This window comes from Moraxella sp. K1664, from assembly GCF_039693965.1.
In the GTDB taxonomy this organism is placed as follows: Bacteria; Pseudomonadota; Gammaproteobacteria; order Pseudomonadales; family Moraxellaceae; genus Moraxella.
In genome coordinates, this window is sequence record NZ_CP155576.1 from 776,887 (window position 1) to 796,822 (window position 19,936).

21 protein-coding genes and 1 other annotated feature are annotated in these 19,936 nt (G+C 43.8%); of the genes, 18 read left to right on the forward strand and 3 right to left on the reverse strand.

Annotated features, from left to right (window positions below; all coding sequences use genetic code 11):
- Positions 1 to 24 precede the first annotated feature (24 nt).
- From AAHK14_RS04080 to fabF, 13 genes are all read left to right on the forward strand, one after another.
- A complete protein-coding gene (locus tag AAHK14_RS04080) occupies positions 25 to 1,038 on the forward strand; it encodes a PTS sugar transporter subunit IIC (protein ID WP_194092751.1) in 1,014 nt (337 codons plus the stop codon).
- 149 nt (positions 1,039 to 1,187) lie between these two features.
- Positions 1,188 to 1,310, forward strand: a sequence feature (His leader region).
- A 165-nt stretch (positions 1,311 to 1,475) separates the two neighbouring features.
- Positions 1,476 to 2,366 (forward strand): ATP phosphoribosyltransferase, encoded by an 891-nt coding sequence (gene hisG, locus AAHK14_RS04085; protein ID WP_194092750.1) that lies wholly within the window; start codon positions 1,476 to 1,478, stop codon positions 2,364 to 2,366.
- 179 nt (positions 2,367 to 2,545) lie between these two features.
- Positions 2,546 to 3,574, forward strand: a complete 1,029-nt coding sequence (locus AAHK14_RS04090; RefSeq protein ID WP_346818200.1) for an IS110 family transposase — start codon at positions 2,546 to 2,548, stop codon at positions 3,572 to 3,574.
- 241 nt (positions 3,575 to 3,815) lie between these two features.
- Positions 3,816 to 5,099: a histidinol dehydrogenase gene (hisD, locus tag AAHK14_RS04095; protein WP_065256947.1), complete on the forward strand. Its 1,284-nt coding sequence runs from the start codon at positions 3,816 to 3,818 to the stop codon at positions 5,097 to 5,099.
- 166 nt (positions 5,100 to 5,265) lie between these two features.
- On the forward strand, positions 5,266 to 6,324 hold the full coding sequence (gene hisC, locus AAHK14_RS04100; protein WP_065256946.1) for a histidinol-phosphate transaminase: 1,059 nt from the start codon (positions 5,266 to 5,268) through the stop codon (positions 6,322 to 6,324).
- 101 nt (positions 6,325 to 6,425) lie between these two features.
- Positions 6,426 to 7,514, forward strand: coding sequence for a bifunctional histidinol-phosphatase/imidazoleglycerol-phosphate dehydratase HisB (gene hisB / locus AAHK14_RS04105; protein ID WP_065256945.1), 1,089 nt, complete (start codon positions 6,426 to 6,428; stop codon positions 7,512 to 7,514).
- Positions 7,515 to 7,676: 162 nt separating this feature from the next.
- Complete coding sequence (gene hisH, locus AAHK14_RS04110) at positions 7,677 to 8,279, forward strand: imidazole glycerol phosphate synthase subunit HisH (protein ID WP_065256944.1); 603 nt, start codon at positions 7,677 to 7,679, stop codon at positions 8,277 to 8,279.
- 208 nt (positions 8,280 to 8,487) lie between these two features.
- Positions 8,488 to 9,516, forward strand: a complete 1,029-nt coding sequence (locus AAHK14_RS04115; protein WP_083108321.1) for an IS110 family transposase — start codon at positions 8,488 to 8,490, stop codon at positions 9,514 to 9,516.
- 182 nt (positions 9,517 to 9,698) lie between these two features.
- Complete coding sequence (hisA, locus tag AAHK14_RS04120; protein ID WP_065254938.1) at positions 9,699 to 10,433, forward strand: 1-(5-phosphoribosyl)-5-[(5-phosphoribosylamino)methylideneamino]imidazole-4-carboxamide isomerase; 735 nt, start codon at positions 9,699 to 9,701, stop codon at positions 10,431 to 10,433.
- Positions 10,427 to 11,209 (forward strand): imidazole glycerol phosphate synthase subunit HisF, encoded by a 783-nt coding sequence (gene hisF / locus AAHK14_RS04125; protein ID WP_065254939.1) that lies wholly within the window; start codon positions 10,427 to 10,429, stop codon positions 11,207 to 11,209. The genes hisA and hisF overlap by 7 nt, the downstream gene beginning before the upstream one ends.
- 70 nt (positions 11,210 to 11,279) lie before the next feature.
- Positions 11,280 to 11,816, forward strand: a complete 537-nt coding sequence (locus AAHK14_RS04130; RefSeq protein WP_065256690.1) for a helix-turn-helix domain-containing protein — start codon at positions 11,280 to 11,282, stop codon at positions 11,814 to 11,816.
- Positions 11,817 to 11,818: 2 nt separating this feature from the next.
- Positions 11,819 to 12,739, forward strand: coding sequence for an IS3 family transposase (locus AAHK14_RS04135; RefSeq protein ID WP_346818244.1), 921 nt, complete (start codon positions 11,819 to 11,821; stop codon positions 12,737 to 12,739).
- 415 nt (positions 12,740 to 13,154) lie between these two features.
- Positions 13,155 to 14,468 carry a beta-ketoacyl-ACP synthase II gene (fabF, locus tag AAHK14_RS04140; protein ID WP_065256848.1) on the forward strand — a complete coding sequence of 438 codons (1,314 nt, stop codon included), beginning with the start codon at positions 13,155 to 13,157 and terminating at the stop codon, positions 14,466 to 14,468.
- Positions 14,469 to 14,522: 54 nt separating this feature from the next.
- Here fabF and AAHK14_RS04145 read toward each other — a convergent pair whose 3' ends face one another.
- A complete protein-coding gene (locus AAHK14_RS04145) occupies positions 14,523 to 14,879 on the reverse strand; it encodes a hypothetical protein (RefSeq protein ID WP_065256847.1) in 357 nt (118 codons plus the stop codon).
- A gap of 169 nt (positions 14,880 to 15,048) precedes the next feature.
- Here AAHK14_RS04145 and AAHK14_RS04150 point away from each other — a divergent pair, with 169 nt between their 5' ends.
- The 5 genes from AAHK14_RS04150 to AAHK14_RS04170 all read left to right on the forward strand — a co-directional run bounded on the left by AAHK14_RS04150 (position 15,049) and on the right by AAHK14_RS04170 (position 17,545).
- Positions 15,049 to 15,432 (forward strand): helix-turn-helix transcriptional regulator, encoded by a 384-nt coding sequence (locus tag AAHK14_RS04150; protein WP_064602132.1) that lies wholly within the window; start codon positions 15,049 to 15,051, stop codon positions 15,430 to 15,432.
- Between the two features lie 137 nt (positions 15,433 to 15,569).
- Complete coding sequence (ykgO, locus tag AAHK14_RS04155) at positions 15,570 to 15,710, forward strand: type B 50S ribosomal protein L36 (protein WP_194092731.1); 141 nt, start codon at positions 15,570 to 15,572, stop codon at positions 15,708 to 15,710.
- A 167-nt stretch (positions 15,711 to 15,877) separates the two neighbouring features.
- Positions 15,878 to 16,336 (forward strand): hypothetical protein, encoded by a 459-nt coding sequence (locus AAHK14_RS04160; protein ID WP_065256846.1) that lies wholly within the window; start codon positions 15,878 to 15,880, stop codon positions 16,334 to 16,336.
- A gap of 117 nt (positions 16,337 to 16,453) precedes the next feature.
- A complete protein-coding gene (locus AAHK14_RS04165) occupies positions 16,454 to 16,918 on the forward strand; it encodes a hemerythrin domain-containing protein (RefSeq protein WP_065256845.1) in 465 nt (154 codons plus the stop codon).
- Positions 16,919 to 17,332: 414 nt separating this feature from the next.
- Positions 17,333 to 17,545 (forward strand): hypothetical protein, encoded by a 213-nt coding sequence (locus tag AAHK14_RS04170; protein WP_065256844.1) that lies wholly within the window; start codon positions 17,333 to 17,335, stop codon positions 17,543 to 17,545.
- 39 nt (positions 17,546 to 17,584) lie between these two features.
- Here AAHK14_RS04170 and AAHK14_RS04175 read toward each other — a convergent pair whose 3' ends face one another.
- Both AAHK14_RS04175 and AAHK14_RS04180 read right to left on the reverse strand, forming a co-directional pair.
- The gene (locus AAHK14_RS04175; RefSeq protein ID WP_065256843.1) at positions 17,585 to 18,307 is read right to left on the reverse strand and encodes a nitroreductase family protein; all 723 of its coding nucleotides are present in this window, start codon (positions 18,305 to 18,307) and stop codon (positions 17,585 to 17,587) included.
- Positions 18,308 to 18,440: 133 nt separating this feature from the next.
- Complete coding sequence (locus AAHK14_RS04180; RefSeq protein ID WP_065256842.1) at positions 18,441 to 19,766, reverse strand: hemolysin family protein; 1,326 nt, start codon at positions 19,764 to 19,766, stop codon at positions 18,441 to 18,443.
- Between the last annotated feature and the right edge of the window lie 170 nt (positions 19,767 to 19,936).

The following is a 19,936-nucleotide window of genomic DNA, read 5'->3' on the forward strand; positions in this document are numbered from 1 at the left end:
GGGATTTTTTACAAGACCATCATCATGAACAACCGCTTATCTGCTCATCTTGCCAAGCAAAACATCGTTTTTTCATTCCAGCGTTATGGCATAGACGCTCTAAACTTTATGGCGTTAGGGCTGTTTGGCACGCTGATTTTGGGGCTTATTTTAAAAAACATGGGTACATGGCTGTCCATGCCGTGGCTTGTTGATGTCGGCAGTCAAGCCCAAAGCATGATGGGCGTTGCCATTGGCGTGGGCGTGGCATATGGCATCAAGGCACCGCCTTTGGTTATGCTTGCTTGTACCACGGTCGGACTCATGGGGGCAAGCCCGATAGGGGCATTGGTCGCTGTCATCATAGCGGCAGAGTGTGGCAAATTCGTCCATCGCACCACGCCACTTGACATCATCGTCACGCCCCTGACCACGCTACTGACAGGGGCAGTCGTCGCCCACACCCTAAGCCCACTCATCTCATCTGCTCTCATGGGTATCTCTGATGTCATCACATGGGCGATGGGACTTAGCCCCATCATCATGAGCATGATGGTGGCGGTCGTCATGGGCGTGCTACTAACCTTACCTGTGTCCAGTGCCGCCATCGCCATCAGTTTGGGACTAAGCGGTCTTGGGGCAGGGGCTGCCACCGTGGGCTGTGCCGCCCAAATGATAGGCTTTGCGGTCATGAGCCACAAGGACAACGGCATAGGCACGGCACTCGCCTGCGGTCTGGGGACAAGCATGATACAACTGCCCAATCTCGTCAAAAATCCCAAACTGTGGCTACCGCCCATCTTGACAGGGGCAATCCTAGCTCCCTTTGCCACGGTCATGTTTGGCATGCAAAACATCCCAAGCGGGGCAGGCATGGGGACAAGCGGACTGGTCGGGCAGATTGGCACGCTTGATGTCATGGGAACATCCGCCCATGTTTGGGTGCTGATTGGGGCGTTTCATTTTGTCCTGCCTGCACTACTGTGCTGGCTGATTTATCGGTTTTTTATCAAAATGGCGTGGATAAAAGATGGTGATTTGCGACTTGATAAATCGTAAGTGCTACTCCCATCATCAATTTAAAAAATATCAAACATTTTGCAAAAATAACGCTTGCCATTTAGCAAAAAATACCTTATGATAATGTCCGTATTCAAAACTTTTTATATGTTATTTACCATGAATTACCCTGTTATCGCCACTCGTCATCATCACCATCACTCCTAAAATTCTTTTGGGCGTGTGGTTTTGCTTGAAAGAAAAAAGACTTTCAAGGCGATGGCACAAAAGACGGTATCAACCCTTGAAAGCAATTTCAAGGGTTTTTTGTTTTGGTTCTGGTTCAAAAGTATGTTACAAGAAAACCGTTCGTGGTGAGCTTGTCGAACCATGAAAAGGTTTTCTTTCACCCTTCGACAAGCTCAGGGCGAACGGAAAACCAGTTCAGTATATTTTTTAAGCTACTACCATGCTTTTTTAATCTTAAAGGAAAAATTATGAATCGCCTAAAAATCGCCATTCAAAAATCAGGCAGATTAAGCACCGACTGCCAAGACTTATTAAAGGCGTGCGGTATCAAGTTTCATTACAACAAAGACCGCCTAATCGTCTATGCCAAAAACGAAGCCATTGAGCTGTTGCGTGTGCGAGATGATGACATTCCTGCTTTGGTGTTTGATGGCGTGGCGGATTTGGGCTTTGTGGGCGAAAACGTGCTAGAAGAATGCGAGCTTGACCGTGCCAGTCGTGGACAAACGGTGGATTTTAAAAAATTAAAAGTCCTAGACTTTGGCGAATGCCGTCTGTCGCTTGCCGTACCAAAAGATACCGAATATCAAGGACTTAGTAGTCTTGCCAATCAGCGTATCGCCACAAGTTACCCCAATCTTTTAAAACGCTACATGGACAATCAAGGCGTACCGTTCAAAAACTGCCTGCTCACAGGCTCGGTAGAAGTTGCCCCAAGTGCAGGGATTGCGTCCGCCATTTGTGATTTGGTGTCAAGCGGGGCAACCTTGGAAGCCAACGGGCTAAAAGAAGTGGACGTGATTTTTCGCTCAAAAGCCTGCCTTATCCAAAAAAGCGACCCCCTACCTGCCGACAAACAAGCCCTAGTGGACAAACTACTCACTCGTATGACAGGCGTGGAACAGGCTCGTGAAAGCAAATACATCATGCTACACGCCCCAAAAGACAAACTTGACGACATCATCAAGCTCTTACCCGGCGTGGAAAACCCCACCATTTTACCGCTTGCCAGCGATGATGGTAAAGTGGCGGTGCATATCGTCAGTCAAGAGACCCTATTTTGGGAGACGATGGAAGCCCTAAAAACAGTCGGTGCCAGCTCTATTTTGGTATTGCCGATTGAAAAAATGATGATTTGATTTTTTGGTTTTTTGGTTTTCCGTTCGCCCTTGTATCAACCCAACACCAAACCTAGATTATCTGCTAGAATGTTGTTGGGTTATACAAGCAAAGAGAACACGGGTTCGCCCTTAGTGTCTTAACACTGGTGCTCAGATGGTGTCCTTTGCTTGTCATCTTAACTCTGAATGGTATCTAAGTGCGTTTATTAAAACAGACACTGCATAAACAAGGCAAGAGACAGATGATACACTATATTGGCATAGACATCAGCAAAGCAAAGTTTGATGTTGCATTTATAAACCCAAGCACAAATAAAGTAAAAACCAAGGTTTTTAACAACAACAAAGCAGGCTTTGATTTACTGCTTGCTTGGTTAAAAACCAATGTCAGCAATCATCTTGATGAGCTACACATCATCCTAGAAGCAACAGGGGTTTATCATGAACACCTAAGTGAGTTTCTTGATGATAATAATATCAAGCAAAGCATTGTCAATCCTAACTATGTCCGCAAATTTGCAGACAGTTTGGGGGTAATCCATAAAACTGATAAAAAAGACAGCATTATTTTATCAAGGTATGGTTATAGCCACAAGCCTGAGGTTTGGGTAGCACCTAGCATTGAAGCCAAACAGCTAAAAGCTCTATTGGCTCGCTTAGAAGCACTCAAAGAAGATTTGCAACGAGAGCAAAACCGACAAGAGTTGCTCTTATCACCCAATCTGCCCGATTTGGTTAAAGCATCCATGCAAACAGTCATCAATGTCCTTCAAGAGGAAATTGCCAAACTCACCAAAGACATTGATGACTTTGTTGACAAACACCCAAGTTTAAAGCAAGACAAAACCTTACTTGAAACCATTGACGGTATTGGTTCTGTTATTGCCAAAGAAGTGGTATGCTTAATACATACCAAACAATTTAAAAAAGCCTCACAGATGGCTTCGTTTTTAGGCTTAATACCCAAACAAAGACAGTCAGGTGTCTTTAAGGGAGCAACCAAACTGTCCAAACAAGGGCAAGTCTCTTTGCGTGCTAAGCTGTATATGTCTGCAATGAGTGCCATTCGTTATAATAGCACCATTAAGGCATTTTATGAACGATTACAACAAAACGGTAAAACCAAAATGCAAGCCTTATGTGCTTGTATGCGTAAATTGGTACATATCTGTTTTGGTGTTATCAAAACCCAAACATCCTTTGAGCAACAAGTATCTTTAAGTTAGTTTGTAAGATACTAGATACCAGATACTTAAAAAACCATTGACTTAGGTGGGGTATCATGGTATCTGAGCTATGCCTGCGGGTGGCGGAAAACCATCATGGGCAGGCATAGCTCACCACGAACGGTTTTCTTTATAATATAGCATATTTTTAAACCAAAATTGATTTTTAATTTAACATTTATTGATTAACAAAAAGGCGTATTTCCCACGCCCAAACAGCCCCAAACAAAAGAGACAAGCCATGCAAACCCTACTTTGGAACAGCCTAGACCCAAGCGAGCAACAAAACGCCCTAGCTCGCCCCACCCAAACCGTCCAAGACAGCCTAACCGAGCAAGTACGAGCCATTAAAAAGGCAGTGCTCACCGATGGCGATAAGGCGTTATTTGACTTTGCCAAACGCTTTGACAACACCGAACTTACCGCCCTACAAGTCGCCCAAGCCGACATTGACAAGGCAAGCGAGCAGGTGAGCGACACCCTAAAATCCGCCATACAAACCGCTTATAACAACATTCACGCCTTTCACACCGCCCAAATCCCCACCCCCATTGACACCCAGACGATGACAGGCGTGCGTTGTCAGGTCATCACTCGCCCCATTGACAGCGTGGGATTATACATACCAGGGGGTACTGCCCCACTATTTTCAACGGTGCTGATGCTTGCCATACCTGCCAAAATCGCAGGGTGTCGCCAAATCGTCCTTTGCTCGCCTGCCCCAATCAGCAACGAAACACTCTACACCGCCAAACTGTGTGGCATTGATACGGTGTACGCCATTGGCGGAGCAGGGGCGGTATTTGCGATGGCGTACGGCACGGACAGCGTAACCAAAGTGGATAAAATCTTCGGGCCGGGCAACGCCTATGTTACCGAAGCCAAACGCCAAGTATTAGCAGACGGTGTTGCCATTGATATGCCAGCAGGCCCGTCCGAAGTACTCGTGATTGCCGATGAATTTGCCAATCCTGCCTTTGTGGCAAGCGACCTGTTATCCCAAGCCGAACACGGAGCGGACAGCCAAGTCATTTTGGTAACGCCAAGCCAAGCCCTTGCCGATAAGGTATCAGGCGAGATTGACCGCCAATTGGCATTATTATCCCGAGCCGACACCGCACGCCTTGCTCTTGCCAAAAGCCGTATCATCATCGCGGACGATTTGGCACAATGTATTGACATTTCAAACATTTACGCCCCAGAACATCTTATCATCAACACCCAAAACCCTAGGGCGTGGCTAGATGACATCACGCACGCAGGGTCGGTATTTTTGGGAGCATATAGCCCTGAGAGCATGGGCGACTATGCCAGTGGCACAAACCATGTTTTGCCAACCTATGGCTTTGCTCGCACGCAGTCATCGCTTGGGCTTGCTGATTTTTATAAGCGTATGACGGTGCAAGAGCTTGATAAATCAGGATTTTTGGCACTTGCCCCCACCGTTGAAACCATGGCACAAGCCGAGCAATTGGACGCACATAAATTGGCGGTAACGGTGCGTGTTGATGAGATAAATTCGTAAAATTTATTGATAATTTAATAACGGTAAAATTGGCACACAACCCAACCATAATCCGTAGGGGCGAATTGCAATTCGCCCTTGCAAAACCTTTTAAATTTTAGGTTTTTTATTGATAACAAGTGTCAGGGCGATTGTCCGCCCAACCCAAAACACACAAGGAAACCCTATGATTACCCACCTAATCAAATCGTCCGTCCAAGAGCTAACCCCTTACCAGTCCGCTCGCAAAATTGGCGGAAACGGCACCATTTGGCTAAACGCCAACGAATACCCCACATCGCCCAACATTCTCGGGCTTGACACCCTAAACCGCTACCCCGAGCCACAGCCTGACGAGCTTATCCACCGTTATGCCCGCTATGCAGGGGTTCGCCCTGAGCAGGTGCTTACCACTCGTGGGGGCGATGAAGCCATTGAGCTTATCATTCGCATCTTTTGCGAGCCTGCCGACTCTGTGCTGTACTGTCCGCCCACCTATGGCATGTATGCCGTTAGTAGCACCGCCTTTGACATTCGTGCCAAAACCGTGCCTTTGACGGACGATTTTAACCTTGATTTGCCCCAAATTCAGGCGAACCTTGACGGCACAAAAGTCGTGTTTGTGTGCAGTCCCAACAATCCCACAGGCAACCTGCTCGCCCATGATGACATTCTTGCCCTGCTTGCCATGACAAAAGATAGGGCGATTGTGGCGTTGGACGAAGCGTATATTGATTTTTGTGTGGATAAGTCATTTGCCCGTGAGCTTGATAATTTTGACAATCTTATCATCGTTCGCACGCTCTCAAAAGCCTTTGGGCTGGCAGGGATTCGCTGTGGTTTTGCCCTAGCTAATAGCCAAATCATCAGTGCCATGCAAAAAATCATCGCCCCCTACCCCATTGCTACCCCCACCGCCCTTATCGCCACCACTGCTCTTAGCGATGACGGTATCGGACAAATGCAAACCCACGTCAAAACCACCCTTGACAATAAAGCGTGGCTTGTGCGTGAATTAGAATCCTTACCGATTGTCAAAGCGATTTATCCAAGTTCTGCCAATTTTATTTTGGTCAAATTTGACAATCAACTCCAATCAGGGCAAGCGGTATTTGATAAGCTCTGGGAGATGGGCATTATTCTACGCAATCAAACCACCGCCTTAAATCTTGCCGATTGTATTCGTATCAGTATCGGCACGCAAGACGAAAATCAAGCGGTGATTGACGCATTAAAGAATTTGTAATTTTTTAATTTGTTGTTAATTAAAATATTTACAAATTTAAATAACCAATTTTAATAAAGGCAAACATATCATTTTAACCCCCATTTTATAAAAGGTAATTTATGAAACCCACATTATTTATTGACCGAGACGGCACGCTCATTGACGAACCAAAAACCGATTTTCAAATTGACAGCCTAGAAAAATTAAAATTAGAAAAAGGCGTAATTGTTGCCCTATTGGCATTACAAAAAAAATACCGCCTTGTCATGGTTTCCAATCAAGACGGCTTAGGTACGGAGAGTTTCCCCCAAGAGACTTTTGACAAACCGCATAACGCCATGCTGGATATTTTTAATTCACAAGGCATTGTCTTTCATGATATTTTAATTTGTCCGCATTTTAAAGAAGATAATTGCGATTGCCGAAAGCCCAATACCGCACTTTTAACTGAATATATCAATAACAATTTATTTGATAAAAATGACAGTTTTGTCATTGGCGACAGAGACACCGATATTGAACTTGCCAAAAATTTGGGTATTGTCGGATTAAAATACAGCCCTGATAATCTAAATTGGGAACTAATTACCGAAAAGCTCTTAAAAGAGCCTGTTACCAATATTGGCGAGCGTGAAAAACGCATTGGCGAGATTAAAAGAAAAACCAAAGAGACCGATATATCTGTCAAGGTATGTTTGGACGAGACAGGGGTTAATGAAATTAGCACGGGCATTGGCTTTTTTGACCATATGCTAGACCAAATTGCCACGCATGGCGGATTTAAAATGAGCGTAAATTGCCAAGGCGATTTGTGGATAGACGAACACCACTCGGTAGAAGACGTTGCCATTGCCTTAGGGCAAGCTCTAAAACAAGCCATTGGCGACAAAAAAGGCATTGCCCGCTTTGGTTTTGTGCTACCGATGGACGAATGCCGAGCCGAATGCACAATGGATTTATCTAATAGACCTTTTTTAAAATTTAAAGGCAAATTTAAACGAGAAAAAGTGGGTGATTTTAGCACCGAATTGACCGAACATTTCTTTTTTTCATTAGCCGTGGCGATGGGGGCGACTTTGCATTTAAAAGTCAAGGGCGATAATGACCACCACAAAATAGAAAGTCTGTTTAAAGTATTTGGCAGAACCTTGCGTCAATGTATTAGAATTGAAGGTAATGAATTGCCAAGCTCTAAGGGTTTATTATAAAGTTTATAATACTGACTTAAAAAGTATGCTGAACTAGGTTTTCCGTTCGCCCTGAGCTTGTCGAAGGGTGAAAGAAAACCGTCATGGTTCGACAGGCTCACCACGAACGGTTTTCTTAACGGCATACTTTTTGAATTAAAACCAAATTTATAAGGATTTTTTATGAAATTAGTCATCATTGATACAGGGTGTGCCAATTTAACGTCAGTCAAATTCGCCATTGAACGGCTGGGTATCACGCCTACTATCTCGGACAGTGCCGATGAGATATTATCCGCCGATAAACTTATCTTACCAGGTGTGGGGACGGCAGAATTTGCCATAAATGAGATGAATAAAAAAGGATTAATTCCTATCATTCGCCAAATCAACAAACCCCTGCTTGGTATTTGCTTAGGAATGCAGTTATTGGGCGAATATTCTGCCGAAAGCCAAACGCATAATATCAGCACCCTAAATCTTATCCCCAATCATACCCAAAAATTAGACGTGGGTAATTTACCCTTACCGCACATGGGCTGGAATAAAATTTATTTTGATGACATATCGCACCCCTTATTTGATGGTATTAAAAATGGCGATTTTGTTTATTTTGTTCACAGTTATGCGATGGCAGTAAATGACTATACCATTGCCACTTGTGATTATGGCACGCCATTTAGTGCGATGGTACAAAAAGATAATTTTTATGGCATGCAATTTCACCCCGAAAAATCAGGTAAAATTGGGGCAAGATTATTGCAAAATTTTATTGAAAATATTTAAAGCCACTTAAATTAGACAGTAGCCCAAAAAGTATGCTGAACTAGGTTTTCCGTTCGCCCTTGTATCAACCCAACACCAAACCTAGATTATCTGCTAGAATGTTGTTGGGTTATACAAGCAAAGAGAACACGGGTTCGCCCTTAGTGTCTTAACACTGGTGCTCAGATGGTGTCCTTTGCTTGTCATCTTAACTCTGAATGGTATCTAAGTGCGTTTATTAAAACAGACACTGCATAAACAAGGCAAGAGACAGATGATACACTATATTGGCATAGACATCAGCAAAGCAAAGTTTGATGTTGCATTTATAAACCCAAGCACAAATAAAGTAAAAACCAAGGTTTTTAACAACAACAAAGCAGGCTTTGATTTACTGCTTGCTTGGTTAAAAACCAATGTCAGCAATCATCTTGATGAGCTACACATCATCCTAGAAGCAACAGGGGTTTATCATGAACACCTAAGTGAGTTTCTTGATGATAATAATATCAAGCAAAGCATTGTCAATCCTAACTATGTCCGCAAATTTGCAGACAGTTTGGGGGTAATCCATAAAACTGATAAAAAAGACAGCATTATTTTATCAAGGTATGGTTATAGCCACAAGCCTGAGGTTTGGGTAGCACCTAGCATTGAAGCCAAACAGCTAAAAGCTCTATTGGCTCGCTTAGAAGCACTCAAAGAAGATTTGCAACGAGAGCAAAACCGACAAGAGTTGCTCTTATCACCCAATCTGCCCGATTTGGTTAAAGCATCCATGCAAACAGTCATCAGTGTCCTTCAAGAGGAAATTGCCAAACTCACCAAAGACATTGATGACTTTGTTGACAAACAACCAAGTTTAAAGCAAGACAAAACCTTACTTGAAACCATTGACGGTATTGGTTCTGTTATTGCCAAAGAAGTGGTATGCTTAATACATACCAAACAATTTAAAAAAGCCTCACAGATGGCTTCGTTTTTAGGCTTAATACCCAAACAAAGACAGTCAGGTGTCTTTAAGGGAGCAACCAAACTGTCCAAACAAGGGCAAGTCTCTTTGCGTGCTAAGCTGTATATGTCTGCAATGAGTGCCATTCGTTATAATAGCACCATTAAGGCATTTTATGAACGATTACAACAAAACGGTAAAACCAAAATGCAAGCCTTATGTGCTTGTATGCGTAAATTGGTACATATCTGTTTTGGTGTTATCAAAACCCAAACATCCTTTGAGCAACAAGTATCTTTAAGTTAGTTTGTAAGATACTAGATACCAGATACTTAAAAAACCATTGACTTAGGTGGGGTATCATGGTATCTGAGCTATGCCTGCGGGTGGCGGAAAACCATCATGGGCAGGCATAGCTCACCACGAACGGTTTTCCTTATAGCATACTTTTTAAAACAAACTAATATTTCAAAAATTAGGAAAATTTTATGACAACACCAATCATTATCCCTGCCCTTGATTTAATTGATGGGCAAGTGGTGCGCTTACACCAAGGCGATTATGGCAAACAAACCACTTATACATATAATCCCATTGATAAATTTGCCGAATATGTGAGTGATGGGGCAAGTTATTTGCACCTTGTGGATTTGACAGGGGCAAAAGACCCGAACAAACGCCAAATTACCCTTATTGAACAAATCATCAAATCCACCAATGCCGAAGTGCAAGTGGGGGGCGGTATTAGAAGCGAAGATGAAATAAAAGCCTTATTTGATATTGGGGCAAAACGAGTGGTAATTGGCTCAATGGCAATCAAACAAAAAGACACCGTAAAAGATTGGTTTAAAAAATACGGTGCTGATAAATTCGTTTTGGCACTTGATGTGAATATCATTGATAATCAAAATTTTATTGCCATTAGCGGTTGGCAAGAAAATAGCGGTGTATTATTAGAAGCGATTATTGATGAATATCTAGAAGTCAGTCTTAGCCATATTCTTTGCACCGATATTAGTAAAGACGGCACATTATCAGGCAGTAATGTGGCATTATATCAAAACCTAACCGAGCAATATCCCACGCTGAATATCCAATCATCAGGCGGAATTGGCAGTCTTGATGACATTAAAGCCATAAAACAAACCAACGTTTTTGGCATTATCGTGGGGCGTGCGTTATTAGAAGGCAAGGTGGATTTGAAAGGGGCGACACAATGCTAACGAGCCTAACCAAAAGAATCATCGCTTGCCTTGATGTCAAGGACGGGCAAGTGGTCAAGGGCGTGCAATTTCGCAATCATGAGACCATTGGCGATATTGTAGAGCTTGCCAAACGCTATGCCGATGTGGGCGTGGACGAGCTCGTGTTTTATGACATTACTGCTTCATCGGACGGTCGCACGGTGGACAAATCGTGGGTGGAGCGGGTGGCACAGGTCATTGACATTCCTTTTTGTGTGGCGGGGGGCATTCGCACGCTCACGGACGCTGAGACGCTGTTTAATTATGGGGCGGACAAGGTGTCAATCAACTCGCCTGCCCTTGAAAATCCTGACTTTATCAGTCGCCTTGCTGAGCGGTTTGGCGTGCAAGCGGTGGTGGTGGGCATTGACAGTTGGTACGATGACAGCACCGACACCTACTGGGTCAATCAATACACAGGCGATGAAACCAAAACTCGCAAAACCCAATGGCAAGTCATCGATTGGGTTAAAGAAGTGCAAGCCCGTGGGGCAGGAGAGATTGTGCTGAACATGATGAACCAAGATGGCGTACGACAAGGTTATGATTTGACTCAGCTTGCCCTTGTCAAAGCCCACTGCACCGTGCCACTCATCGCCTCAGGCGGAGCAGGGCAGATGAGCCATTTTTATGACGTGTTTAACATTGACATTGATGGGGCATTGGCGGCAAGCGTGTTCCATAAGGGCATGATTGACGTGGGTGAGTTAAAGGCGTATTTGAAAGATAAGGGCATTGCGGTGCGTCCTGTTTGATGGCAATAAAAGGGGCGTATTTTGAACCGCACCCCAAAAGTTAGACACACTAACCTTTGGGGTGCTTTTTATGGCAAAATACACAACCGACTTTAAACTGTCTGTGATTGGGTATTATCTTAATCATCATGGCTACAAACAAACCGCCAAACACTTTAATCTAAACCACACAACCGTAGAGCTATGGGTTAAACTCTATCAAGCACATGGCATTGATGGCATAAAAAGACGACACACAAAGGCTGTCTATGACACAGATTTTAAGCTTAATGCCGTTCAAGCCATACAACAGGGCAAATCGCTTACACAACTTGCCATAGAGCTTAATCTGCCACAACCTTCTTTACTGTCAACTTGGTTAAAGTCCTACCAAGCCTTTGGTATAATGGGACTAATACCCAAACCCAAAGGCAAAAAAGCAATGTCAAACAAACACAACGCTAATAAAACCAAATCAACTTGGAAAACCAAACAAGACCACGAAAAAAGTGTGGATGATTTGCTTGATGAACTTGCCTATCTTAGAGCAGAGAATGACTATCTAAAAAAGCTAGATGCCTTAATTCGTCAAAAGGAACAATCAGTACAAACAAAGAACAAGTCCTGATCATCCAAGAATTAAGGCATAAGCACAAACTTGCTGACTTATTGGCAGTGTCAAACTTGCCAAGAAGTGTGTTTTATTACCACATTCGTCAAAGTACAAAGCCTGACAAAGACCTTGACTTAAAAGAACACATTAACCACATCTACCACCAACACAAGGGCAGGTATGGTTATCGTAGAATCACATCAGAGCTTAACAATCAGCTTGCCCAAAAAGGCATGGTCATTAATCATAAACGAGTGCAACGACTGATGGCTAAACTTGGACTCAAAGCATTGGTTCGTCGTCAACGTAAGTTTAATACTTACAAAGGCACAATGGGCAAAGATACCATTCAGGACAATATACTCAAAAGAGACTTTAAAGCAGACAAACCCAATCAAAAGTGGGCAACAGACATCACAGAGTTTAAAGTACAAGACAAGGCAAATGATGGCAGTGTCATTCAAAGAAAACTCTACCTATCGCCCATCATCGACTTGTTTAATGGTGAGATTGTCAGTTATACGATGAAGGACAGACCAACGTATGAGTTGGACAAAGAGATGTTAAATGATGCCCTATCCAAGCTAAGCCAAGAAAAGATGGATGACAAACCCATCATTCATTCAGACCAAGGCTGGCACTATCAAATGCACCAGTATCAACAAACCCTAAAAGAACAAGGCTTAACCCAAAGCATGTCAAGAAAAGGCAATTGTTTGGATAATGCTGTGATAGAGAGCTTCTTTGGTACGCTAAAACAAGAGATATTTTATGAGACAACCACATTTACATCAACAGATGAACTTAAACAAGTGATTGATGAGTACATACACTACTACAATCATGATAGAATAAAGAGCAAATTAAAAGGACTAAGTCCTGTTAAGTACAGAAACTTAGTCCAATTAGGGTTAATACAACCACTTGCAACAACCTAACCTTTAATCTTATGTCTAAGATTTGGGGGTCGGTTCAATTTTTTCGCCCTTTTTTATCAATTTTTAAAAATATACAAATGTAAACTTTAAATTTTGTAAAAACGTGCTAGAATAGGGCGTGTTGAACATTGATAACATTTTTATAAAAATAAGATGAAAATTTGACAATTTTAATCAATTTTTGCATGAAAAATGGCTATCCGACCACTTAATTTAAAAAGTTAAGTTAAAATCTTAAAAACTTATATGGTTAAGTGGTCGGATTGTTTTTCTGCGTCAAAAACTTGTCTGATAGAATGACTATCAGCCTACGTTTTTTCCTTGAAAAACGGGCGATTTTTCCTATTTTTCATTGCAAATACCAATATTCAACACGCCCTAAGCCAATTTGTAACAAAATTTTTAGGAAGATGCCATGACTTCATTAGCACGCCCTGCCAAAACCCCACACCACGCACGCCCCGACCACGAACGGGTGGTCGTTACAGGCATGGGGGCGATTACCCCTGTGGGCAATGATTTGGACACCATTTGGGCAAACTTGACAAACGGCGTGAGCGGTATTCGTGCCATACCTGATTTTGATGGCTGTGAGATGAGTGAATTTCGCTCTCGCATTGCAGGATTGGTTAAGGATTTTAATGCCAAAGAATTTTTGAACCCAAAAGAGATTCGCCGATTTGATGAATTCATACACTACGCCCAAATTGCCTCCGCTCAGGCCTTATACCATGCTGGCCTGATAACATGTGTCAAGGGTGACAGCTTGCCTGTCAATGTAGATGGCGAGCGTTTTGGTGTGGTCATGGGGTCAGGGATTGGCGGTGTACAAACCATTGAAAACAGCCGTGATACCTTGCGTGAACATGGAGCAAAAAAAGTCTCGCCCTTTATTATCCCAGGTTCCATCGTCAATATGCCTGCAGGACTCATCGCCATTCGCCACAACCTAAAAGGAGCGAACCTTGCCACATCGACCGCTTGCACCACGTCCACGCACGCCATCGGGCTTGGGGCAAGGCTCATCGCCTATGGCGACTTGGATGCAGTATTGGTGGGCGGTAGCGAGAAGGCAAGCACACCGCTTGGCATGTCAGGCTTTGGGGCGATGCACGCCCTATCCACTCGCAACGATGAACCCATCCGAGCCTCTCGCCCCTTTGATAAGGACAGAGACGGCTTTGTGCTTGGGGACGGTGCAGGGGCATTGGTACTAGAAAGCCTCGCTCATGCCAAGGCTCGTGGGGCAACGATTTTGGCGGAAGTGGTCGGCTTTGGCATGAGCGATGACGCAAGCCACATCACCGCTCCCCCAACAGACGGTAATGGTGCTAAACGTGCCATGCAAAACGCCTTGACCGATGGCGGTATCTGTGCAGATAACATTGGCTATATCAACGCCCACGGCACAAGCACGCCCGCAGGGGACGTGGCGGAGAGCAGTGCCATCGAGAGCCTGTTTGGCAAGGATATTCTAGTCAGCTCCACCAAGTCCATGACAGGGCATTTGCTTGGGGCGGCAGGGGCGGTAGAAGCCATCTTTACCGTGCTTGCCTTACAACACCAAACCCTGCCCCCCACCATCAACCTAGACAACCCCGACCCTGCTTGTACGCTTGACTACATTCCCCACACGGCAAGGGCAGTAAATGGCGTGGATTATGCCATCTCTAACAGCTTTGGCTTTGGCGGGACGAATGGCAGTTTGGTATTTGGGCGTTGGGCTTAGCGGGTTTTTATTTTCAAAAAAATACCAAAATATTAAATTTTGGTATTTTTGATATCAGGAATTTTTGGAATGGTAATAATACAAATACGCCAATCCAATCGGTGCGATAAAAACAGCAAACACCCAACACAACATCATGGTCATGAGTTTGAAAAATAAGTATATCGGAGCAGGAAACATGAATAGGTTGTCGCCCAATACATAATCCACCACACTTTCATAAACAAATCTTGAATAAGGATACAGAAACTGCATGACCGTAAAAATAATCACAGTCATGATATCGCCAGCTTGAAAGCCTTTGCTAAACAGCATATAAAGTATCAAGCCATAAAAAATACAACCAAATAAGAAATGGCGGATATAATACTGCAACGACAATCCGCCAAAGGTTTTTGCGATAAAGTTCATTTTTAACTTCCTATTTTGCCCCAACTAATAATTTTAAACAGCTAGCAACAGCCACAAGCCCCTTGCTAAATGTTAGCAATCTTATTATAATCTATCCCTAATATTACACAACCAACCCCAAGTAACACCAAAAACCCACTTTTAGGGATACATACAGGACAAGTAAGCCATGCCATTACATGACAACATTCGTAAATTTAGAGAGCAAAAACAGTGGTCGCAAGAATACATGGCAGAACAGCTCGGACTGTCCAAAAACGGCTATGCCAAGATAGAGCGTGGCGAGAGTCGCCCAAGCCTTGATAGGTTGGAGCAGATTACGGCGGTGTTTGGGATTGGCATGACCGATTTATTCAGTGATGAACGCCAAAGCATTTGCTTAATTAGTGAAAATAGCCAACACAGCTCCAATTATTATCATAGCGACAATGCCCTAATTTTGGAAAATGAGAAATTAAAATTAGCCCTTACCCACAAAGATGAACTACTCACCCAAAAGGACGAACAAATTACCCTATTAAAAAATATGGTTGCGGTGTTACAGTCATCTTAATTTACCATTTAACTCCCCTTTAATACGGATAATTTACAAGAATTATTCTCAATTCTCTTGTTTTTTGCTTATTTTTGGTATATTATAACATTTTATTTATCCTAGGTTATTTATTCCAGCTCTGACAGGAGAGTATCATGCAAGTACTATCATCACTCAAATCCGCCAAAACTCGCCACGAAGATTGCCAAGTGGTTCGCTGTCGTGGTCGCACCTTTGTCATTTGTAAATCCAATCCCCGTTTTAAAGCCGTACAAGGCGGTAAAAAACGCAAATAATTGGGTGTTATGTCTCCCGAACCGCTCTTTATGGGGCGGTTTTTTTGTAATTACTTATGTTAAAATGTCGCTGTTTTGTACAGATGGGCGGGCTTGCGTTGTCAAGGGCGGGTTATTTTGTTATGATAATCGTGTTTATACTACACTCCCTTTATTAGGAAAATATTATGAAAATCAAAGCCTTATCTTTGTTAGCTCTAACTACCTTTGCCCTAAGTGCCTGCGTGAGCACCACCGGCACCAACAACGCAACGCCCAACGTATATAGCACCACACAAGGCGGACAAACGGTCAATATTGACGTCTCTGAGCTTGGCGGCTTGCAAGGGGCATTTAACAACGCTCTATCCCAAGCCGTTGGCGAACTCAAAAAGCCGACCGTACTAACCAACATCACCAATTTCACCACCGAGCGCAAGACAGTGCAAGGCAAAGAATACGCCATGCTCTACTTTCACACCGCCGATGGTAAGGTGTATATCGGGCGTGCCAATCCTGCCGACCTAACCCAAGAGAAAATTGACCGCTTTAAAAAGGTCAAAGGGGCAACGGTCATCGGGGCTATCCCTGCACAAGGTCAGCCGAACCACTTTGTCATTCGTGATATTAAGGATTTTGTGTATTAATAGATGGATTAAAGGCATGGGGCAACTCATGCCTTTTTAACATTAAATTTAATTTTCAAATTGGACTTTAACACCAACTAAAATAACCAACACACCAACCACAAGGAGCGACAAGCCATGAGCCAGTCAGACATTTTTAGCACACTCATTCATCATCACGACATTCAGCGTAAACTGTGCCAAGATTTTCAACGTGCCATTAGCCAACAAGACCGCCCCAAAGCCGAAAGTGCTTTTATTCCCCTAAAAAATGAGCTAGAAGCCCACGCCGCCGCCGAAGAGCGTCATCTGTATGTGCCTGTGATGGCATTTGATGACGGGTTAGAACTCTCTCGCCACGCCATTGCTGAACATCATGAGATGGACGAGATGATGGCGGTGCTGTCCGATGGACGAACAGGGGACGAGCGGTTTTTTAAGACAGCACAAGAGCTTATTGATGAGACCTTGCACCATTTAAAAGAAGAAGAAAATGAGTTTTTTAAAGAAGCCAGAAAACTGCTTGACAAACCCACCCAAGAGCGACTGGGCAAGTTATATCAAGCCGAACATCAGGCATTTGAAGATAAGCATGGGGAGTGATTGTTTTACAATGCAGACCCAAACCGCTTTAAAAATGGTAAAATAACCCATGAATTTTGACATCATACCACCCATTACTGGTAAAGATTGCTTTGCCAAAATGGGTGCTATCAGAGACATTAACCGCCTAAAACGACCTATGGCGGAACTAATTGGAAAAAATGCAAGGGCTTTTGCCTTGTCAAAATAAACAACGAAGTCTATGAAGCCGAAATCCATTGGTACGAATATCATGGCATTGGTGCGGTTGAGTATATACTCAATTCATATCAAAACCATACAAAAAACCGTTCGCCCTGAGCTTGTCGAAGGGTAACGGTTTTTCCTTATCATGGTTCGACAAGCTCACCACGAACGAAAAAACCTTTGTTGTGTTTTGAATAGAATTCACTATAAAATCAAAAGGTTACTATCATGAAATGGTTGTTGTGCATTAATAATAAAGACTACCCTGCCAGTTTGGAAGCCATGAAACTTTACAAACAGCTAGACGACCCAACCGCAGAGCAGTTGGGCATGGTGCGAATCATCGATGAAAGTGGGGAAGATTATCTGTATGCCAATTCCCTATTTATCCAAGTGCCTGCCGTCTTTGGCAATCACATAGACATGGCTTTATCCGTCTAGTGCTGGACTTATTGAGTTGCCAAACAACCTTGCAAAGCGTTAAATCTGCCGATACACTTCATTAAACGGCACACGAAACCGCTCGCCCCATACACCCTGCTCGCTACGCAGACCGCACGACACCACCATGTTAATCTCGGCGGTGGCAGGCAGTCTAAGCAGGGTCTTTATCATCGCCCCGTCAAAGCCCTCCATGGGACAAGTATCAAGCCCACGCTCACTCATGGCAAGCATGAACGTCTGAGCGACCAGCCCGCAACTTTTGTGCATGACGATGCGAATGTCATCTTTTGAGACGTCCTTTTGCATGGGGCGAACCTTTGAGATGGCACACGCCACGCCCTTTCTTGCCGTCCCCACCAGTGGCACATCTTGGGTGTAGAGCAGGGGCATGAGCCGATTATAATAATGGTCAAACTTCTTAATGCGTCTGTCCACCTTATGAGCAGGGCTATATGTACGCACGTTTTCACGCTCAAAGGCAAATACCGATGTGGCACGCTGTCTGTGCAAATCAGGGCGTATCACGAACACCACCATTTGGTCGGCGGTCGTGGCAGAGCTTTGGGATAGGCAGGCTTTGGCGAGTGTGGCGAGTGTGGCTTTATCGGTGATGTGATAGCACTCGTACAGTTGCATATTAGAGCTGGTCGGGGCAAGTGTGGCAAGGGCTAGGCAGTCCTTGACGATGTTGGGGTCAATCGGCGTGGGTAAGTACTCACGCACGGCACGGCGATGGTGCAAGATGTCAGATAGGCTCATAATCTAAGTCTGTTGGATGTGAAATAAATATTATAGCATGGTTGATGCGGTGATGATTTGGCATTTTTGCATAAAAAAGGGCGAATTATTCCGCCCTAATACTTTTTAAACATCTTCAAAAATGCATATCGCCCTACATCCAGTCCCTATCCGCCACTTCTTCGACATCACTTGGCAGACGAGTTACCAGCACTTGGTCAATCTTATAATGGTCAATGTCCACCACTTCAAATTTTAGATTTTCATGCACCACAAAATCGGCAGGGCGTGGAATCTTTCGCAAGCGATACATGATAAAGCCCGCCAACGTCTCATAATGATCCCAATCTTCAAACTCCACCACATCAAGGGCGTGCTTGACATCATCAATGGGCGTGCTACCGTCAATAAGCCAAGAATTTTCATCACGGCGGATAATCTGCTGTTCTTCTTCAATGGGCGACCCCCAGTCTCCCATGACCGTCATCATGATGTCGGACAATGTGATGACCCCGACCACCCACGCATATTCGTTGATGACGACCGCAAATTTTTCTTTACTGGCACGAAATTTATCCAAAAGCTCAGAAAGGGTTAGCGTATCAGGGATAATCAGCACGTTACGAATGGTAGATTCGTTAAGCTGTACAAAAGATTGGTTGTTGAGCAGTCTTACCAAAATGTCCTTGGTGTCGACATAGCCGATGACTTGGTCAATGGTCTCATTGCACACCAAAAATTTGGAATACGGAAACTCGGCTATCTTTTGTCGCATGGACTCTTCGGACTCGCCCAAGGTAAAATACACCACATCTTCACGCACGGTCATCGATGACGGCACAGTACGCTCTTCTAGCTCAAAGACATTTTCAATAAAATGCTGTTCTTGTTGCAGCACCACACCTGCTTCTGCCCCTGCATCCATAATGGCGGAAACGTCATCAAAGGTAATGCTCTCTTCTCGCACGGTATTGATTTTGAACAGGCGAAACGTGGCGTTGGCAATGCCATTGATAACCCACACAAGCGGTTTGACCACCTTGATGACCACGAGCATGGGATTGATGACCGCTAGGGCGACCTTTTCGGGGTTTATCATCGCAATGCGTTTGGGAATCAAATCAGCATATAGGATAAAAATCAGCGTTACCACCGCAAAGCTCGTAAAAAAGGCGATGCTCTCTGTCCATTGCCCTTGATAAAACTGTCCGATAAACTGGGCAAAATAAGGACGCAACGCCCCTTCCCCCACCGAACCGCCAAGAATAGCAACGGCGTTTAGACCGATTTGACTTGTCGCAAAAAAGTCCGCCGAATTTTCTTGCAAATCCATGATTTTGTCGGCACGATTGTCGCCCCCTTCGGAGATGAGTTTTAATTTCAATTTTCTTGCCCCTGCCAAGGCAATTTCAGAAATTGAAAAAAAACTTGACACCAATATCAATATGGCGATTAAAAATAAATGTTGTAATAAATCCATGTGAATGCTCAAAATGTTTTGTCATAATTTACCCTGCTCTCAACCTTATAAGTCGTATGGTAGGGTGCGTACCACGCACCTTTTGAGTAGAAAATCTTATTGGTGCGTGATACGCACCTTACTGCCAATGGGTGTATTTTAAAGCTAAATGATTATAAGATTAGGATTTG

What these genes read in the sequence shown, in the direction of transcription:
- AAHK14_RS04080 (WP_194092751.1), top strand. Translation starts at nt 25, where the DNA reads ATGAACAACCGCTTATCTGCTCATCTTGCCAAGCAAAACATCGTTTTT.
- hisG (WP_194092750.1), top strand. Translation starts at nt 1,476, where the DNA reads ATGAATCGCCTAAAAATCGCCATTCAAAAATCAGGCAGATTAAGCACC.
- hisD (WP_065256947.1), top strand. Translation starts at nt 3,816, where the DNA reads ATGCAAACCCTACTTTGGAACAGCCTAGACCCAAGCGAGCAACAAAAC.
- hisC (WP_065256946.1), top strand. Translation starts at nt 5,266, where the DNA reads ATGATTACCCACCTAATCAAATCGTCCGTCCAAGAGCTAACCCCTTAC.
- hisB (WP_065256945.1), top strand. Translation starts at nt 6,426, where the DNA reads ATGAAACCCACATTATTTATTGACCGAGACGGCACGCTCATTGACGAA.
- hisH (WP_065256944.1), top strand. Translation starts at nt 7,677, where the DNA reads ATGAAATTAGTCATCATTGATACAGGGTGTGCCAATTTAACGTCAGTC.
- hisA (WP_065254938.1), top strand. Translation starts at nt 9,699, where the DNA reads ATGACAACACCAATCATTATCCCTGCCCTTGATTTAATTGATGGGCAA.
- hisF (WP_065254939.1), top strand. Translation starts at nt 10,427, where the DNA reads ATGCTAACGAGCCTAACCAAAAGAATCATCGCTTGCCTTGATGTCAAG.
- AAHK14_RS04130 (WP_065256690.1), top strand. Translation starts at nt 11,280, where the DNA reads ATGGCAAAATACACAACCGACTTTAAACTGTCTGTGATTGGGTATTAT.
- fabF (WP_065256848.1), top strand. Translation starts at nt 13,155, where the DNA reads ATGACTTCATTAGCACGCCCTGCCAAAACCCCACACCACGCACGCCCC.
- AAHK14_RS04145 (WP_065256847.1), bottom strand. Translation starts at nt 14,879, where the DNA reads ATGAACTTTATCGCAAAAACCTTTGGCGGATTGTCGTTGCAGTATTAT.
- AAHK14_RS04150 (WP_064602132.1), top strand. Translation starts at nt 15,049, where the DNA reads ATGCCATTACATGACAACATTCGTAAATTTAGAGAGCAAAAACAGTGG.
- ykgO (WP_194092731.1), top strand. Translation starts at nt 15,570, where the DNA reads ATGCAAGTACTATCATCACTCAAATCCGCCAAAACTCGCCACGAAGAT.
- AAHK14_RS04160 (WP_065256846.1), top strand. Translation starts at nt 15,878, where the DNA reads ATGAAAATCAAAGCCTTATCTTTGTTAGCTCTAACTACCTTTGCCCTA.
- AAHK14_RS04165 (WP_065256845.1), top strand. Translation starts at nt 16,454, where the DNA reads ATGAGCCAGTCAGACATTTTTAGCACACTCATTCATCATCACGACATT.
- AAHK14_RS04170 (WP_065256844.1), top strand. Translation starts at nt 17,333, where the DNA reads ATGAAATGGTTGTTGTGCATTAATAATAAAGACTACCCTGCCAGTTTG.
- AAHK14_RS04175 (WP_065256843.1), bottom strand. Translation starts at nt 18,307, where the DNA reads ATGAGCCTATCTGACATCTTGCACCATCGCCGTGCCGTGCGTGAGTAC.
- AAHK14_RS04180 (WP_065256842.1), bottom strand. Translation starts at nt 19,766, where the DNA reads ATGGATTTATTACAACATTTATTTTTAATCGCCATATTGATATTGGTG.